Here is a 17,717-nt window from a genome sequence, read left to right as displayed (position 1 = left end):
TGTACCCACCCCTTTGCCCGTACCGCATGCTCCGGTCGTACCGCATCGAACGCGATCCGTCACGAGGCTAGGACTCTACGCTTTCAACCGGTGTACCACGCCAGCGAGGACTGCCCCATGTTCCAGGCGGGTCGGCGCGGCAGCGAAAGCCAGGGTAACCGCCTGCATAACCTCTTGCGGATGCCCGCAGCAGAAGCGCGGGCCGGCGGCTGGACGCCATGCCCGGATGCGTCGACAGCGGAGATATGTGAACACCCAAGCAGCCAAGCAGTTCGAGGCCCCTTCGCCACTCTGACCATCGAACTCCTCATCGAGCGCGGTCTATCACTTCCCGCACTTGTGGTACGTCCCGGTACGGCGCGAGCCGGTCGAGGGCGACACGATGACGACGCGCTGACCTGTCGCTGGCCACGTCCTTCGAAAGGTCGAACATCCGCCAGGCAGCACGAGCCGCTTCCTCTGGCTCGTTGGCATCCGCGAGCGCGACGACGAGCCACGACAGGTACAAGGCGAGTTCGCGGGCGTGAGTGGCGTCGTAACGGTCCAGTACGTCGGTGAGCAGCGGCACTGCGCGAAGCGGTCGGCGCAGTTCGGTGAAGGCACGGGCCTCCATGATGTGCAGCTCGCTCGCGTTCACCCAGTACAGGTACGCGGGCCCGTCCTCGCCGCCGTGCTGTTCAAGGGCAGCCCTGGCCTCTTCCAGCGCTCGCATGGCAGGCTCAGCTTCCTCGGCTTGGACGTACGCCCAGGCGAGGCGGTCCCAGGCAAGGGCGCGCGCTCGCGCCGGCGCGTGCGGCCCGGCCGCGTCGAGTGCTGCGCGGGCGAGCGTCACCCCCTCTTGAGGGTCGCCGAGGTTGGCGGTCTGGTAAGCCAGGGAGCCGAGGAGGTTTGATTCCAAGGTGGTGTCCCCGGCCTCCTGAGCGGCGCGGATGCCGAGTCGATAGACGTTGGCTGCTTGCTCGGATCGTCCGGCGTCACTGGCGATCCATCCAGTGATCTGCGCGAGTTCCCCGATCACGCCGAGCAGCGCCCGGCTTGTGTGCTCGGCGTAGGTGGCCTCGCAGTAGAGCCGTGTGGCGGCGTCGAGTTCGCGGAACGCGGGCTGCAGAAGGTCGCCGCCGGCCAGCACGTCGTCAGCCAGGCGCAAACGATGGACTCTGGCGGACAGATCGGCGATGGTGCTCATTCCAATCCGGAGCCCGGTCCGGGTGGGAAGCGGAGTAAGGGCATCACTATCAGGCAACTTGGTGAGGACATCGTCAAGGGTCGGGCGCCCCGAAGTCTGCGGCATGTCGTACAACTCGGCTTCGCTGATCCCGAATGCCCTGGCGTATAGCAGTCGGTATGGATCACGCGGTTGGTTGTGTCCGGCTTCGTATGCCTTGATTCGGCGAATGATCGTCTCCCGAGCGGGGAGACACTTGCGCGTCTCCTCGTCAGCGGCTTCGACGAGCCGCCGGGCCATCTCTTTCTGGCTCCAGAGGCGGTTGCGGCGCTCGGCGCGCAGCCGTACGGCCCATGCGGGGAGTTCGGTGACCATCGTGAGCACCTCGCTGTCAGACGTTGGGGCGTCGTGGTCGTGCTATCGGGACCGGAGAGGCGCGGTCAGCCGGTCCCAGCTGGTGCCGGTTGTTACTACGTTTCGAGCACATAGGGAAGGATGATCTGCGACCGCGTCATGAAGGCTGGGCAGCAGGTGCGCAGAGCTCGCGGTACGCCTCGCGCAGTTCGGTAGCCTCGGGTGCACGCCTTGTTTCCATGCCTCTGACCACCTCGGCTGCCCGCCAGTAGTTGGAGGGAACGAGGAGTCCGCTGGTCATGGCGGTGAGAGTCAGGTATCCCGCCTCGTCGGGCTGGTCGGCGGCCAGGAGCGCGAGAGCCAGGTCGAGCCGCGCGGCCACGGCCCTGCGCGGCCGGGGCGGGCCGTCGGTGGTGGATTCCAGCCGGGCGAGCACTCCTCGCGAGTATGTCTCGGCCGATGGGTCACCGAGCCAGCACAAGGTGGTCGCGATGTAAGCGTCGGACTTGGCGGGATCGTACCGGTAGTGATGTTCGGGCCGGTCGGGGACATGCAGAGGCGCGACGAGCCGCATCACCCGGTTCAGCGTCTCGTGCGTCTCCCGGGCCTCGCCGAGGCGTGCCCAGGCTCGGCCCTCCTGCGCGGTCGCCTGGATGTACACCGAGCTTCCGCCGGGCGCGACTCGTTGCGCTGCCTGGGCAAGGGTGAGGGCCCGCCCGAAGTCGCCTTCGGTGAGGACCTGCCACGCCTCCGTCTCCAGACACCAGGCGGCGATCTCACGATGCTCTGTTTCCTTGGCGAGTTGAGCAGCCGTCCGAAGCCGCGCGGCGGCGGCCGGAAACCAGCGCAGGTCGATGAGACAGGTCGCGGCCAGGAGCGAGAGCCAGCCGCCGGCCACCAGGAGCCGCCGATGCTCGGTGAATGTCTTCTTGGAGTCCAGGAGTTGGGACACGTAGTAGAGGTGACGGCGCACCCGAACCAGCAACTCACGGGGCGGCGTTCCGGCGTAGGCCACGGCCAGGTCATCGACCGCCAGCTCCAGCCGTTCGAGTGTCTCCCGCCCGACCTCGGTTGCTGCGGCGCGACGAGCAAGTTGTAGAGCGTCCCACTCGTCGTCACCGTCGCGCCCAAGGTTTCCGGGGCTGTGCTCGAACAGCTCGTCCTCGGTGAGGTCGAAGGCGCGGGCGTACAGGAGGCGGTAGGGGTCGTCGGGCTGGTTGTGTCCGGCTTCGTACGCCTTGATCCGGCGCACGATGCTATCCCGGGAAGGGAGCCGGGCTTGTACGTCGTCGTCGGCGGCCTCGACCAGGCGTCGGGCCATGTCCTTCTGGCTCCAGAGGCGGTTGCGGCGCTCGGCGCGCAGCCGTACGGCCCATGCGGGGAGTTCGGTGACCATCGTGAGAGCACCTCGCTGTCAGACGTGGGGACGTCGTGGTCGTGCTATCGGGACCGGAGAGGCGCGGTCAGCCGGTCCCGGCTCGTGCCGGTTATCACTACGTTTCGAGCAGATCCAGCTTGCGCTTGAGGTCGTTCCCGTTCCTGTAGGGCCAGCGCCGGGGGTGCTCTCGTTGCAGGCGTCCAATGACTATCCCCGGAGCGATGCCGATCTCCTCGGCGAAGGCTCGCACCGCCGCTTTCGAAGTCAGCCCGGCCAGTCGGGAAGCGTACTGAGGCGGTATGAGGGTGTCCGCTGAGAACCGGTCCGCTTCCAACTCTTTCGGGTCTTCGATGTCGGTTCTCCCCGCGATCTCGATACGCATCTCGTCGTCACCGTTCAGAACATGGTGAATCTCGTGGAAGAAGCTGAACCAGAGCTGATCATCGGTGCGGTACCGCTGGCTGAGCTGGATTACGCGCTTGGTTCCGATCTTGCGCGTGACACCGCTCACGCGCGCTCCCTTGATCTCCTCGATAAAGACGACGGCGACCCCGCTGGCAGAGCAAATCCTCTGCAGCCGCGGCCGGAACTCCTGGGCGGGCAGTACGGTAAGGCCCCGCAACTCAGGGAGCGAGGCCCGAAGAGCGGTCGCGTCGAACGAGCCGCACAGCATCTCCCGCGCCTCGATCTCGCCCAGGCGCAGCCACGTGGCCAAGGGGCCGAGCTTCGAGTCCTGGACCTTCGACTTTCTGAACGCGTAAGCCGCCGGTTGCTCGTACAGGTCTCGCCACACATCGACGGAGGCGACGGAGAAGAACGCGAGAAGCTGATCGATACGCGAAATCTTGTCGCTCGGCTCTTCGGGGAGGATCTTGCGCTTCACCAGCTCGGACACCGGAAGTTCCTTGAGCCATCCGACGTGTTGCTCCAGGTCTCTGGCGGAGCGCAGCCGTGCCCGTGTGGACTGGTAGTCCGCCTCAAGCCGGTTCCAGAGCTTCGCCGGCGTCCCGACTACTCGTTCCAGCGATTCCGCCACCTCGGGGGTGAGGCGTACGAGTCCGTGGATCAACTGGTTGACATGCTTCGGGGACAAAGCGACTCGCTCGGCCAGCTCACGCTGAGTCATTTCCTTCTCTTCGAGAAGCTCCCGCAGGGTCTCCCCTGGCGGCACCGCGTAGTCGAGATCTCCAGCCGCGTACAGCGTGCGCGTGGTCTTGGTCCTGGCCATTGCTCTCCCTCCTCACGGTGTTGTACCGCTTGTCGTTCAGCCCGCTGGTGCCGGCGTCAGTGGTAGTCCACGATCTCGATGAGCACGACCGAAGTGATGGCCCTCCAATCGAGCGAGCCCTGATCGTCCGCGATCCACTCCTCAGGTTCGAAAATGAGCCGGTAGTTGGCGTCGATCCGGACAGATAGCTGGCCCTTACGGTCTCCTGCCAGTTCCTCACACCGGCCGCCGAGATGACGCACTTCATCGAGCGTCTCGGCCTGCTGGAAGTGCTGAATGCGCCTCGCCAAGGCGATGGCCCGGTCATGACCGAAGTGCCGGCGCCGCTCCTTGTCGGACTCACACCTCTTCCTGAACTTCGCATCTTCGTAGTACACCTCCAACCTACCCGCGCCTCCCACCTGCGAGATTTACCTAGTAGGTAAAGATGGCATCACCGTACCGGAAGCACCATGCGTTTGCACACAGATAGTGTCTGATTGATTACTTTGGGCGAAGAATGAGAAGGAAGTCCTTGGCGGAGGCCCTGTCGGCACAGCCGTACGACTTATGCCGGAAGTCCGGTCGCCATCGTGAGCACCTCGCCGCCGGCCCTGGGGACGTTCTGTGACCACCCTCAGTGTCCCCCGATCGCACCTGTGATTGCAGAATCACTCGCTGTTGTAATCGGAGGCGACGCGATCGAAGCGGGGTCCGCAGGCGCTTGCACCGCCGTACGGACCCCTTGATCAGGATGGTGGTCCTGACCCATGACACACGATAGGGCTGTTGCCGCCGCTAGTCCGGTGTTCGCCGGGTGGCGGATCATGCGCAGCGACGCCGGGCGGTTCTGGGCGACCCGCGAGCGTCCGTTCCCCCGGGCCGTCGAGGACGCGGGCGCGCACCGTACGGTCGACGCCGACGACCTGGCAGGGTTGTGCCAGGCCATCGCGGAGCAGGAGGGCATCGCCGAGCGGAAGTACCGGATCGTCCGGGCAACGCGGTGACCGCGTCCGCCGTCGATCTCGCTCCGCCTGATGTCCTCACGGACGAGGACTGCCCGGGGATCTCGCCGCATCCGGCCGTGCCGCGCCCCGGGTGCACGGCGCTGCGGTGGATCGGGCAGGGCCTCGGGCCCGGCCGGGTCGTCGCGTACACCTGCTCCTGCCAGATGACCGCCTACGAGCTGGTCTCCTGCGCCGGCGTCTACCAGATCCACCGTCGGACCCTTCCCCGCCGGGGCGTGCCACCCCTGTCCTGGACGGCTGAGTGGTGGCGCCGCGGGGAAGCACACGAGTGGTGGCGCCGCCTGCTCGCCGGCCAAGCCCGATAAGCCGCCATCCGAACACGTCGTTCGTATACTCACCGTAAGAACTCAGTGTCTTTGCGCTACATCAAGCTGCGGTGACATCGATCACGTTCATCGCCATATCGACCATCGATGCAGCTCGTGGGGCATCTAGTATTCACCTGGCACTATGGACATATCTTCGGGCGGCATGGGCATCTGCAGTACCGTAAGACACGCATTCGAACATTTGTTTGGGGAGTAGGATGCGGATCACTGAAGAGCAGTCACGACTGCTCGCGATATGCATGGTCAAAGGCGTTAGCTGGTACCTCATCGCGCGAGAGGCTCAACGTCCCAACGGCGCGGCGCGCCTATGGTCGGGCGACATCATCGAGTCGTCCCCCGAGGCGACCAAAGCCAGAGCCCTCATCGCCAACAGCGCCCAGGAGCTCAATCGTTACGTCGACTCTGCCGTCAAGCAGGCCGAACTCGCGGCAGACAGCGGGGCTCGACTCGTCACTGTTCTGGACAAGGAGTACCCCGCCACCCTGCGGTTGATCTTCAACCTTCCACCGTTCCTGTTCGTCCGGGGCGAGCTGCGCGAAGAAGACCTGCGTAGTGTGGCCGTCGTCGGCACCCGCCAGGCGAGCGATGATGGACTACGCCGGGCACGCCGGATGTCCGCCCTGCTCACCGAACGTCAGGTCACGGTCGTGTCCGGCCTCGCCCGAGGCGTTGACACCGCGGCACATACTGCGGCGCTCGATACCGGCGGCAGGACGATCGCGGTCGTGGGGACAGGCATCCTGCGCTGCTACCCGGCCGAGAACCGCGCCCTGGCCGACCGGATCGCCGAGAACGGGGCCGTGGTCTCCCAGTTCTGGCCGGAAGCCAACGGCGCGACCTATACCTTTCCCCGCCGCAATGTCACCATGTCCGGCATCGCGCAGGGCACGGTGGTGATCGAAGCCGCGAGCACGTCCGGGGCGAAGATGCAGGCGCGGCTGGCGCTGGAACATGGCAAAAGGGTGTTCCTGCTGCGAAGTCTCACCGAGGCTCAACCGTGGGCACGGGAGTACGTCAAGACGCGCGGGGCGCTCATGGTGGAGGACGTGGACGATGTCGTGAAGAGCCTGTCCAGTCCGGATCGCATCCAAGCGGTCAACGAGTCCCGCGCTCAACTGACCCTCGACTTCGAAGATCTGACACTGGAGGAGCCGTTGCCCGGGGCGCTGTGGTGACCAAACCAGGGCGGCTGGCCTACGGCGACGGCCCGCCCCCTGCCGGGTTCGGCAGTTGCGGCGAATGTCCCTACTTGCAGGCGGGGCACGTCCGCATCTGCCATGCGTGCGCATCGGAGAGCTTGCAACCGCCGAACGAACCCAAGTGCCAGGTCTGCCACCAGGCGTTGCGAAGTGGCGAGCTCACCTGCTCCAACAGGCTCTGCAGCGACCCGCAGCGTGCTTTCGAGTGGACGGCCGTCGTCGGGGTCAAGGCCGGCACCCTGGAGCAGGGGGTTCTCCGGCTGAAGCGCGGAGCCTACGGGTGGGGGATGATCTTCGCACGGATCATCTTGGGTCACCTCTACACCCACCCCGAACTCGTTGACGAGGTGGACGCCATCATCCCGATGCCCGCCTATCTTGGGCCACACCAGGCACGCAAAGGCAATGATCACACTGGGTACGTCATCGAACGGGCGATCCTCGAAGACGATGAAGGTCTCCCATTCGTGCTGGATCCGCCGCTCATCGAGAAGACGCGAGCCACTCCCCGCATGCGAGACACGACCTCGCTCATTGAGCGTCAGGTCGCGGCGCATGAGCTGTACGCCGCGCTACATGTGCCGAATCCGGCTCGTGTGCGAGGCCGACGCGTCATGGTCTACGACGACGTCTTCACCGCTGGCAGTAGCCTCAACGCGGTGGCCATGCGACTCAAGGCGAGCGGCGCGGTGAGCGTCTACGGGCTCACTCTGGCTCGCGCTCAGTGGCGCTGAAGGCCGGCGAAGCCGCGGGGAGAGCGGCCAGCCCCGCGGGTCGGGGGTCGAGCCCGGCCGGCGGGGTCGCGGGCGGCCTGACGTACACCCAGGGGTTCAGGCCGCCCGCTCATAAGATCCGCCCGCACTCCCAGGCGGGACGGCAGGCGACTACATCGGCGGGATTGTCGGTGGCGAAGGATACGGTTGACCGGTGGAACTCTCCCCCCAGCAGGTGCTCGGCCTGCGGATGTCCAGCCTGCTGCTCCGAGCTTCGCCCGGCGGCGCCGGCCGGGCGACGAGCGTGGCCGAGGTGGTGACCTGGCTCGGGGCGATGCAGGCGCAAGACCTGGCCAGCGGTCTGTGGTCGTTCGGCGTGCGCCTGCCCGGACTCACCGCCGCCGACGTCACCACCGCTCTGGAGCGACGTGAGGCGCTGCGCACGTGGCCGATGCGCGGCACCATCCATTTCGTCCCGTCCCGCGACGCCCGCTGGATGGTCGAACTGATGGGCGTCCGGGTGCTGAACGGCGCGGCGAGGCGGCGCGAACAACTCGGCCTCTCGGAGGAGACCGCCGTTCAGGCCATGGAGGTGCTGGGCGCGGCCTTGGCCGGCGGCGGGCGGCTGACCCGGTCGGAGTGCCTGGCCGTGCTGGCCGACAAGGGCATCGACACCGGCGGCCAGCGCGGCTACCACCTGCTGTGGTACGCCAGCCAGCGCGGCCTGCTGTGCATCGCCCCCAACATCGGCAACGAGCAGAGCTTCGTCCTGCTCGACGAATGGGTTCCCGACCCGCACCGGCCGGAGCGCGACGAGGCGCTGGGCACCATCGCCCTGCGCTACTTCCGCGGCCGTGGACCGACCACAAGGCAAGACTTCGCGGGCTGGACCGGCCTGACCGCGGCCGACGCCAAACGCGGCATCGCCGTGGCCGGCGACGCGCTGGCCCGGGTGACCGTCGGCGGGGTGGAGACCTACCTCGACGCCGCGCTCCTCGACACCGCCCCTCCCCCGGCCAGCGACGACGAGCTGCTCGTGCTGCCGGGGTTCGACGAATACCTGCTGGGCTACAAAGACCGCTCGCTCATGGTCGCCGACGAGCACAAGGCGGCCATCATCCCCGGCAACAACGGGATCTTCCAGTCCACCGTGGTACGCGCCGGCCGGGTCGTGGCCATCTGGAAACGCACCCTCACGAAGAGCGTGGTACGGGTCGCAGTGCAGCCGCTCTCACCGCTCCGCGGAAGCGACCGGGCGGAGGTTGAGCGGGCGTTCGAGCAGTACGCGCAGTTCGTGGAACGCACCTCGGAGGTGCGCTGGCCGTGACCCGGCGGCCGAGCGCCTCCCGCCGCCGCTGACCTGCTTCGCGGTCTGCGGCGGAAGGCGGACAAGTCAGGGGCGTCGAAGGTAGCGAGGGGCGCCCTGGGGATCGTCGCGCGTCCCGACTCCACATGCTTTCCCCTTGCCCACAATGGAGGACAGCGAGCGCATCCTTCAGGTGGGCGGAGTCAGTGGGTGCTGAATCCGCCGTAGCTGCCGCCGTAGTCGCCGCCACCATGATCGGTAACGCCCGGATCTGTCGGCCACGAACCGATCGGGCTTGACCGGCCGCCGCTGACCTTCGGCTGTGTGGGTGGCTTCGGGATGGGCGGAAATGGGTTGGGGCGGCGAGCGCGGCGGGCGACTTGGACGATTCTCCACCTGTGGGTGTCGTTTTCCGCGCAGTAAGCGCGCAACAAGCTCCCGTCGGGGTCCGCGCGGTCGTAGTCCTCCCACTGTTCGGTGACGAACAGAAACGCGAGCAGTTCGTTCTCGTGGGCCGGCCGGTAGCCGGCCTCGACCGCCGCCTTCACCGCAGCCGCCTTGCCCCGCAATGCGTGTTGGCACACGGCCTCGCGCACAGGCCCTGGCTCCAGTTCGCGGAGCAGCCGGTGGCACCGGTCCTTGAGCTCGCGCCCGAGAGGTAGCTGTAGCGCCCTGTACAGCTCCGGCAACGCGGCCATCGGGTTACGTTCGAGATGCATGGTCAGCATCTCGAGACGGTCCTGCAAGATCGACAGCAGGGCTGCTTCCCCGCTCCGGTCATAGTGATCGCTCGACCGGCTCAGGAGGTGTGGGTTGGTCAGCAGGATCTTCATGAGGGCAGTCGGCCGCCCACGGTGCCACAGCCGTCGCCGGTACTCGCGATCGTGCAGGCAGTCGCGGAGGCAGCGCAGCAACTCGTCGAGAAGGTCGGGCTGATCGGTGCTGGACAGCAGGCTGCGTAGTTGGGCGCGGAAACGTTCATCGGTGGAGTGCAGGGCCTCCTGCACCACATACTCCGCGTACCGCCACCTGCCACCGGCGGAACGGGCCGAGCCGAGTAGACACACCAACCGTACGGCCGGCACGTACGCACATTCCTGCACAGGGGCAAGCAGGAACGCTTTCGCGGCCGGTGGAAGGTCAGGCCTCGCGTCATGATTCCAAATCAGGCGCCGCCCGTCCCATTCGCTCTCCTTGCTCTGACTGACTCGCCAGATGGCGTACAACGTCTCGTAGCGGTAGCCCGGGTCGGCGGCCAAAGCCTCCATGGTTCTGCGCGCGTGCTGGGCGACCCGTTCGTCCCTGGCCGAGCACATGATCCAGACAAGCACCTCGCATGAATACATCCGCCGGTGAGCACAGATCCATCTGGTTGCTGCCCGAGCGGACAGTCCTCGGCCATGCAGCGCGAGGATCTCCAATCCGCTCCTGGTCCGAAAATCGATCACTTCTTCAGAATTGACCTTCCTACCTGTCAGCGGTAGCGACGAGGCTCTTCCTCGATGGCGAGGCGAAGGACCGCCTTGCGCGATGACAGCGACAGGACGGTGATGCCGATCTCGCCGACCCGTCCGCAGGGTGGATTCCGTCGCCCGCCGATCTTATTCCTGCATGGCCGGGACCGGTCCCGGCGCGACGACAGGGCCCGGGAATGGAAGGGGGCGGCGCGAAATACGGCGGACAGGGGCCGCGCCGCGGCGCTGACCAAAAGTGTCGGTTGCGGATGATCCGCTGACGTCGATCAGTGACAGGGTTATGAAGTACGTACATCCACGTCAAGAACGAGCATCGGAGAAGTCGTGACCGGAGCCCCCCACAAGCGCGACGAGTCGGCGCCCACTCGCCCTAGGGAAGTGACCCTGGCCTTGGTCCTGTTCGTCGTCTCAGCCCTGTTCGCTGGGCTGACTATCGTGCACTTTTACCAAGCCGCGTTCGCCGGCCTGTACCTCCTGCTCCACCTTTGGTTCGCGGTCCGCGCTGCCAGAGGCCGGCAAGGCAGCCGGATCGGGGTGACGATCACAACGGCAGTGGCCTGGATCATGCTCGCGCCCATCCTTTGGAGGGCCTTCTCGGCGTCCATGAACGAGGTCTACGCACTCGAGTACGCCATGCTCGGTCTGCTCGGCATGAGCGCGGGCACCATCGGGGTCATCCTGCTCTACACGCGGAAGGGTAACGCGCACTTTGTCCCGCGATGACCTATCCGGTCGGCAGGTAGCGGATCACGGCGTGTCGCTGACCTGAGGAAACATAAGTGTCAGCCGGCTAAGACGGAGCCGGCGCTGACCTCACGATCCGGCCACAGCTCATTCAGAAGCTCATCAAGAACAACTAGCGTGGTTTCATCGGTCAGTCGAGGAAGGACACCGCCACGTGTTCGATCGGCAGGAGAAGCTGTTCACAGCGGGAGCCGACCAGGGCGACCTGTTCGGCGGGGGCACCGAGGTTGAGGTGGGGCAGGCCGCCGGCCCGCCGGTGAGTGCGGCGCGACATCCGCTCGACGTGCCGCAGGACTTCCGGCCGGTCACGTCGTTCGAGGTCAGGGACGCGTTCCAGAAACTGGTCGAGCGTGACCTGCTCGGGCCGTACGAGGGCGACCTCGAGGAGCTGCCACGGGGGTCGAACGGTCCGCGCGACCGCTATCTGGTCGGCATGCTGGGCCCGAAGCCGTCGCCGAAGCGGGTCGCCGAGGACGCCGGCGAGCTGCCGGAGACCGAGATCGGCGCGGAGGGCGACGGCGGCGAGAGCGAGCTGCCGCAGGTGCTCACCCCGCAGAACCTCGGCCGCCTGTGGGCGTCTTCCATGGGCCTGTCGTTCGCCGTCCCGGCCGATCTCGACGCACTCGTGGTCACCGCTCGCTGGGGCGAGTACGCCAGGCTGGAGACCCAGGTGGAGGACGCCAAGGGCCGGCAGCAGACCACCCGGGTCTGGGGCCGGAAACAGGTCGAGCACCCCGAGCCCGTCCGGCTCGACCAGCCGACCCAGAAGATCCCCCTCACCATGGAACGTGCCGATGACCCCGGCGTCCTGCTGGCCGTGACCGTGCGGCCCCAGGGCGACGGCCGGCGCGTCGTCGAACTGACCTTGATCAACCAGCAGGTCGAGCCCGACAGCATCTCGGACACCGCATGGCTGTTCCAGACCGAGCTCGTCGTGACGGCCCCGCCCGGCGGCCCCGAACACGTCTTCCTTCCGATCGACGACCCGCTGGACGGCACTCGGGAGAGCGGCGAGGGTGACGAGGACGACCTGGAGGACAAGCACCTGCGGCTGCTCTACCGCGACGAGCGCAGGTACGCGGTCGGCCGCAACGTGGCGGTGCACGCCGAGGTGGCTCCCGATGAGCGCCGGGCCACGCGGTTGCGGACCACCTGGCTGCCGTTCCACGACGTGCCGGCGACGGTCGCACCGGTGGGAAAAGGTACGCGACTCGACGGCGTCGAACTCTCCATGGACGCGCTGGCGCAAGCCTCTCGGGAGGCGCTCGCGAGCGGGCTGGCGCCGCTGGCGGACGGCTACTCGGCCTGGCTGGACGAGCAGGAGCGGGAGATACCCAAGCTGCCCGAGCCGCTGCGCGAGGCGGCCGTCGTCGCGGTGGGGAAGGCGCGGGGAGCCGCCGAGCGCATCCGGGCCGGCATCAGCCTGATCGCCGACAGCACGTCGGAAGGGCATGAGCAGGCGCTCGCGGCGTTCAGGTTCGCCAACGAGGCCATGGCGCTGCAGCGGCGCCGTACGGCCGTGGGCAGGCTCCGCGACGAGCAGGGGCTCACCTTCCACCAGGCCATGGCGGCGGTGGAGGCGCAAGGAGCGGACGCGGCGAAGTGGCGGCCCTTCCAGCTCGCGTTCATGCTGCTCAACCTGCCCTCGCTGACCGACCCCGCCCACCCGGAGCGGGCCGCCGACCACACGGCCACGGTCGACCTGCTGTTCTTCCCGACCGGCGGCGGAAAGACGGAGGCCTATCTCGGGCTGACCGCGTACACCTTCGCGATCCGGCGCCTGCAGAAGGTGGTCGGCGCAGGAGAGGACGCGCGCAGCGGCCTGGACGGCGTGGCGGTGCTGATGCGCTACACGCTTCGGCTGCTCACCGCCCAGCAGTTCCAGCGGGCCGCCGCGCTGGTGTGCGCCTGCGAGGTGCTGCGCCGCGAGGCCCCGGAGACGTGGGGCGAGGAGCCGTTCCGCATCGGCCTGTGGGTGGGCAGTGCCGTCTCGCCGAACTGGTTCATCGAGGCCAGAGACCAGATCCAGGAGGCCAGGGAGGCTCCCGACAGCCGCAAGACCAACGTCCTGCAGACGCTGTCCTGCCCATGGTGCGGGGAGAAGCTGGTCGCGGGCGCCAATCTGGACATCGACGAGGAACGCCGCCGCGTGCTGCTCTACTGCGGGCGCGGCAACGAGGGCGACGCCGAGCCGTGCCCGTTCTCGCGCATCGGCGAGGACCGCATGCTGCGCGCGTTGCCCGGCGTGGCCACGGACGACGAGGCGTACGCACGGCGCGAGGGGCTGCCGATCCTCACCGTGGACGAGGAGATCTACCGGCTGGTGCCGAGCCTCGTCATCGCGACCGTCGACAAGCTGGCGCAGCTCCCCTGGCGCGGCTTCGCCGGTCACCTGTTCGGACGGGTGAGCCGGCGCTGCCCCCGGCACGGCTACCGGCACGACGACATGGACGACCTGATCAGCTGCGGCGGCAGGCACCACGCCAAGGGCCGGCTGCCGAAGGTGGACAGCCGCCCGGTCGTCCGGCTCCGTCCGCCGGATCTGATCATTCAGGACGAGCTGCACCTGATCTCCGGCGCGCTCGGCACCGTGGTCGGCCTCTTCGAGGCGGCGGTGGACGAGCTGTGCACCTGGAACGCCGCCGGCGGGCAGACCGGGCCGAAGATCATCGCGTCCACCGCGACGACCAAGCGGGCGGACCGGCAGGTGCTCGGCATCTTCGGCCGCGAGCTCGCCGTGTTCCCGCCGCAGGTCATCGACGTGACCGACACGTTCTTCTCCCGGCAGGTCCCGATCACCCGGGAGAATCCCGGGCGGCGCTACCTCGGCGTGTGCGCCCACGGCGTGCGTCTGAAGTCCGCCGAGATCCGGCTCGCCGAGATCCTGCTGCTGGCCGGGAAGACGCTGTTCGACCGGCACGGCGAGCCCGCCGACCCCTACATGACGCTCGTCGGCTACTTCAACGCGACGCGCGAGCTCGCGGGCATGCGGCGCTACCTGGACGACGACGTCACCACCCGGATCAGGACGCACGGCAGGAGCAAGGGCCTGTCCGATCGGCTCCTCAGCCGTACGGACCTGCTGAACATCGTCGAGCTCACCTCACGCATCTCCTCCGGAGACATCAGCGACGTGCTCAAGCAGCTCGAGATCGGATTCGACCCGGAGCTGGACACCTCACGCCGCCTGCGGGAGTGCCGGGCGGAGATCGCCGACGTCATGAAGGAGAAGGACGAGGCGAAGCGCCGGCGGGCGCACCCTCTCGCCGAGCGGTATCGCGCGCTGCGCAGCCTGCGGCGTACCGCCAGGCCGCCCGTCGACGTCGTGCTCGCCACGTCGATGCTCCAGGTGGGCGTCGACGTGTCCCGGTTCGGGCTGATGGTGGTGACGGGCCAGCCGAAGAACACGGCCGAGTACATCCAGGCGTCCTCCCGGGTCGGCCGCGACGCGTCCCGCCCCGGTCTCGTCGTCACGCTCTACAACTGGTCCCGGCCGCGTGACCTCGCCCATTACGAGGACTTCGAGCACTACCACGCCACGTTCTACCGGCAGGTGGAGGCGCTGTCGGTCACTCCGTACACCGCCCGTGCACTCGACCGGGGCACGACCGGCGCGTTCGTCGCGGCCGTACGGAACCTTGAGGAGACTCACTCGCGCAACCGCGACGCGGAGGACGTGGCGCTCGACGGCGACACCGTCGGCCGGATCATCGAACGTTTCCTGCGACGGGCGGAGGTGGCCGGCGGCCCGCGTGGCAGGCAGGCCCTCGACGAGCGGCTCAAGACCCTGATCGACAAGTGGAACGACGCCAAGGACGGGCCGGCACGGCTCGGCTACGAGCGGAAGAAGGGCAACTCCAAGGAGATCGTGGACGGCCTCATCCACCGGGCGGGCAACGGCCCGTGGGACACCCTGACGGTCGGCAACTCGATGCGGGAGACGGAGAACGAGGTGAACCTGCTGCTGCCAGGCGGCGGGGAGATCTTCCTCGGACCAGTGAACGCGCCGGAGTGGAGCTTCATGGCCGAGTCGGCTGACGGCGACACCGACGAGCCGGTGGGCGACGAGATGGGCGTGTCCACCATGGACGGAAAGGGCAAGTGATGGCGGAGTTCTCCCTCTACCGCCGCCGGGTCGGCGCGGTCCGGCCCAGCCACCTGATGTTCACCTCCGGCGTCGGGTCCCTCGTCGACCTGCCCAACTTCTCCGTCCTGGTGAAGGGCCTCGACGACTGGCAGTACAAGGGGTCAGAGGACCCGGAGCGGAACTCCGCGCTCATCACCGAGCCGCGGCTGCTGGCGGCCGTACAGAGGCTGCTGGGCAAGACGGTCCGTGAGCTGCGGCCCGCGCCCTGGCTGCCCGGCACCGACTCCCATCCGAACGGCGAGGCTGCGAGGACCGGCGTGCCCGTCGTCCCCTTTCCGGGGTGGATGCGGTGCACTGCCTGCAATCTGCTGGCCCGCGTCGACTCCAAAGCGTTCGAGTTCGAGAACGACAAGCCGAACAAGCCGCACGAGGCGCGGTTCTACCACCAGTGCGGCAAGGGAAACCGGAAACGCCTCGTGGTCGGTGCCCGCTTCGTCCTCGCTTGCACGGACGGACACCTGGACGACTTCCCGTACCTGGAGTTCGTGCACCACGGTGCGCCCTGCTCCGTCGCGGCCAAGCCGAACCTGCTGATGGAAGACCGGGGCGGGAACATCGGTGCGAACGTGCGCATCGTCTGCCAGCGTTGCAGGGCCGAGCGCAACATCAGGGAGGCGATGGGCAAGCGCGGCCGAGAGCGGCTCCCCGGGTGCCGGGGACGCCATCCGCACCTCGGCACGTTCACCGGCTGCCCGGAGCAGCCGCACATGCTCGTGGTGGGCGCGTCCAACCAGTGGTTCGCGCAGACCCTCTCAGCCCTCGCCCTGCCGAAGGCCGGGGGCAGCGAACTCGACGGCCAGGTGGCGAAGTTCTGGGCCAACCTTCAGCACGTCAAAGGGCTCGACATGCTGCCGCTTGTGCGCTCGATGCCGCCGCTGTCCTTCGAGTTCGAGAAGTGGGGCGACGAGGAGCTGTGGGCGGCCATCGAGCGGCACCGTGGCGAGGAGGCCGCCGAGCAGGATCAAGGGGCTGACGAGTACCCCGACCTGCTCACTCCGGAATGGGAGGTCTTCTCCAGCGCGCACCTGCCGCCGCCGACCGACGACTTCACCGCCTTTCGCAACCCGGACGAGCCGGTGCCGCCGCTGCTCAAGAGCTTCTACTCGGACGTCCTCCAGGTCGCGCGGCTGCGGGAAGTGCGCGCGATGACAGGCTTCACCAGGCTCGACGCACCCGACCAGGAAGACCCGAAGGCCGTGAAGCGGGTGCCACTCGCCCGGTCCAAGCCCACCTGGGTGCCCGCGAGCGAGGTGCGCGGTGAAGGCATCTTCCTTCGGCTGCCCGAGGATCTCCTCGCCCGCTGGGAGAAGCAGGTGGAGAGCTCGGAGGCCATGAGGCTGCACAAGGAGGCGTACGGCCGGTTCCGCGAATACCGCCACTCGGCTCGCACCGGCCAGCCGTTCAACGAGGAGACTCGATACAACTACTGGCCGGTGCCCCGCTACTACGCGCTGCACACGCTGTCGCACCTGCTGATCCGTACGATCGCCCTCGAATGCGGCTACAACTCGGCCAGCCTGGCCGAGCGGATCTACGCGGGCACGGAGGACGACCCGCGCAGCGGGATACTGATCTACACGGCCGTGCCGGACGCCGAGGGCACCCTGGGCGGCCTGGTGTCCCTCGCTGAGCCCGACGAACTCGTACGGCTCACCCGCCGCGCGCTCACGGAGGCCAGGAGCTGCTCCTCCGACCCTCTGTGCGCTGAGCGGCTGCCCCGCAAGCCGGAGGACTTCCTCCACGGCGCGGCCTGCCATGTCTGCCTGTTCGTCTCGGAGACCACCTGCGAGCGTGGCAACCGGTTCCTCGACCGCAGGTTCGTGGTGCCGATCGATGATCCGGCCCTGGCCCTCTATCGCGATCTGCCGTGAGCGGGGTCCACTCCAGTTTCGAAAAGACCGCGGCGGACGCGGTGGAGCGCCTCGGCCCGGTGCATCTGCGCACCCTGGCCGACCGGATCGCCGAAGGCGGCCCGGCGTCCGGGATCATCAACGCGGTGCCGCTGCCTGACTTCTCCGCTGTCGCGCGGAGCGTTCTGTCCGCGCAGCTGGCGTCGCGCATGACGAACGAAGAGACGGCGATCTACCTTCACGGTGTGGCTTCCGGCTATGAGCGGCACCGGGCCACCACCACGGTCGAGCCGGTGTGGACCGGGCCGGCCACGCATGCCGTGCCCGTCCGATCCACCGCGCAGGTGCTCGTCGACGTGGCCGGCGAGGCAACGCACGAGCTGATCCTCATGACCTACTCGGCAACGGCCTACCAGCCGCTGCTCGACGCGCTGGTTCGGGCGCTCGAACGCGGCGTGTCGGTGATCGTGGTCGTCGAGACCCTGCAAGGTGCGGGGTCGGCTCTCAACGGTGCCGAGCCGGCGCACGCGTTCGCAGCATTGCCGGGTGTCCAGTTGTGGCACTGGCCGGTGGGCGAGCGCGCGGAACAGGGCGCGAAGATGCACGCAAAGTTAGCAGTCGCCGACCAGCGGGTGCTGCTGGTGTCCAGTGCCAACCTGACCCAGTCGGGAGTCTCCAAGAACATCGAGGCCGGACTGCTTGTCAGGGGCGGCCCAGCGCCGCGACGGGCGGCTGAGCACGTCGCCCGCCTGCGCGCCCGCGGCGTGTTGCGACGCCTGAGTTGAGCTGTGGCTGACGTTGATACTTCCGCGGAGAGCGAGG

At 67.8% G+C, this 17,717-nt stretch carries 14 protein-coding genes; 9 read left to right on the top strand and 5 right to left on the bottom strand.

What is annotated here, in order from left to right; all coding sequences use genetic code 11:
* Positions 1–307: 307 nt before the first annotated feature.
* From AB0K18_RS47615 to AB0K18_RS47600, 4 genes are all read right to left on the bottom strand, one after another.
* Entirely contained in the window at positions 308–1,540 is a 1,233-nt protein-coding gene (locus tag AB0K18_RS47615) for a transcriptional regulator (protein WP_364928947.1), read from the bottom strand.
* 136 nt (positions 1,541–1,676) lie between these two features.
* Complete coding sequence (locus AB0K18_RS47610) at positions 1,677–2,915, bottom strand: helix-turn-helix transcriptional regulator (RefSeq protein ID WP_364928945.1); 1,239 nt, start codon at positions 2,913–2,915, stop codon at positions 1,677–1,679.
* A 97-nt stretch (positions 2,916–3,012) separates the two neighbouring features.
* Complete coding sequence (locus AB0K18_RS47605; RefSeq protein WP_364928942.1) at positions 3,013–4,125, bottom strand: helix-turn-helix domain-containing protein; 1,113 nt, start codon at positions 4,123–4,125, stop codon at positions 3,013–3,015.
* Between the two features lie 56 nt (positions 4,126–4,181).
* Positions 4,182–4,502, bottom strand: coding sequence for a type II toxin-antitoxin system RelE/ParE family toxin (locus tag AB0K18_RS47600; RefSeq protein ID WP_364928939.1), 321 nt, complete (start codon positions 4,500–4,502; stop codon positions 4,182–4,184).
* Between the two features lie 372 nt (positions 4,503–4,874).
* On the opposite strand from AB0K18_RS47600, the gene AB0K18_RS47595 reads away from it, so the two are divergent.
* From AB0K18_RS47595 to AB0K18_RS47575, 5 genes are all read left to right on the top strand, one after another.
* The gene (locus AB0K18_RS47595) at positions 4,875–5,111 is read left to right on the top strand and encodes a hypothetical protein (protein ID WP_364928936.1); all 237 of its coding nucleotides are present in this window, start codon (positions 4,875–4,877) and stop codon (positions 5,109–5,111) included.
* A complete protein-coding gene (locus AB0K18_RS47590; RefSeq protein WP_364928935.1) occupies positions 5,108–5,437 on the top strand; it encodes a hypothetical protein in 330 nt (109 codons plus the stop codon). The genes AB0K18_RS47595 and AB0K18_RS47590 overlap by 4 nt, the downstream gene beginning before the upstream one ends.
* Positions 5,438–5,658: 221 nt before the next feature.
* The gene (gene dprA / locus AB0K18_RS47585; RefSeq protein ID WP_364928932.1) at positions 5,659–6,636 is read left to right on the top strand and encodes a DNA-processing protein DprA; all 978 of its coding nucleotides are present in this window, start codon (positions 5,659–5,661) and stop codon (positions 6,634–6,636) included.
* Positions 6,633–7,394 carry a hypothetical protein gene (locus tag AB0K18_RS47580; RefSeq protein ID WP_364928929.1) on the top strand — a complete coding sequence of 254 codons (762 nt, stop codon included), beginning with the start codon at positions 6,633–6,635 and terminating at the stop codon, positions 7,392–7,394. The genes dprA and AB0K18_RS47580 overlap by 4 nt, the downstream gene beginning before the upstream one ends.
* A 193-nt stretch (positions 7,395–7,587) precedes the next feature.
* The gene (locus AB0K18_RS47575) at positions 7,588–8,700 is read left to right on the top strand and encodes a winged helix DNA-binding domain-containing protein (RefSeq protein WP_364928927.1); all 1,113 of its coding nucleotides are present in this window, start codon (positions 7,588–7,590) and stop codon (positions 8,698–8,700) included.
* A 182-nt stretch (positions 8,701–8,882) separates the two neighbouring features.
* Here the strand turns inward: AB0K18_RS47575 and AB0K18_RS47570 are convergent, their stop codons facing one another.
* Positions 8,883–10,010, bottom strand: a complete 1,128-nt coding sequence (locus AB0K18_RS47570; RefSeq protein ID WP_364928924.1) for a hypothetical protein — start codon at positions 10,008–10,010, stop codon at positions 8,883–8,885.
* Between the two features lie 522 nt (positions 10,011–10,532).
* On the opposite strand from AB0K18_RS47570, the gene AB0K18_RS47565 reads away from it, so the two are divergent.
* From AB0K18_RS47565 to drmC, 4 genes are all read left to right on the top strand, one after another.
* On the top strand, positions 10,533–10,877 hold the full coding sequence (locus AB0K18_RS47565) for a hypothetical protein (protein ID WP_364928921.1): 345 nt from the start codon (positions 10,533–10,535) through the stop codon (positions 10,875–10,877).
* A gap of 175 nt (positions 10,878–11,052) precedes the next feature.
* A complete protein-coding gene (gene drmA / locus AB0K18_RS47560; RefSeq protein ID WP_364928918.1) occupies positions 11,053–15,003 on the top strand; it encodes a DISARM system helicase DrmA in 3,951 nt (1,316 codons plus the stop codon).
* Positions 15,003–16,916 (top strand): DUF1998 domain-containing protein, encoded by a 1,914-nt coding sequence (locus tag AB0K18_RS47555; protein WP_364928916.1) that lies wholly within the window; start codon positions 15,003–15,005, stop codon positions 16,914–16,916. Before drmA ends, AB0K18_RS47555 begins: the two co-directional genes overlap by 1 nt.
* Complete coding sequence (drmC, locus tag AB0K18_RS47550) at positions 16,913–17,680, top strand: DISARM system phospholipase D-like protein DrmC (RefSeq protein WP_364928915.1); 768 nt, start codon at positions 16,913–16,915, stop codon at positions 17,678–17,680. Before AB0K18_RS47555 ends, drmC begins: the two co-directional genes overlap by 4 nt.
* Positions 17,681–17,717: the final 37 nt, after the last annotated feature.

This window comes from Nonomuraea sp. NPDC049421 (genome assembly GCF_040677005.1).
GTDB classification, from domain to species: domain Bacteria; phylum Actinomycetota; class Actinomycetes; order Streptosporangiales; family Streptosporangiaceae; genus Nonomuraea; species Nonomuraea salmonea.
This window is presented reverse-complemented; position numbering and strand designations above follow the sequence as displayed.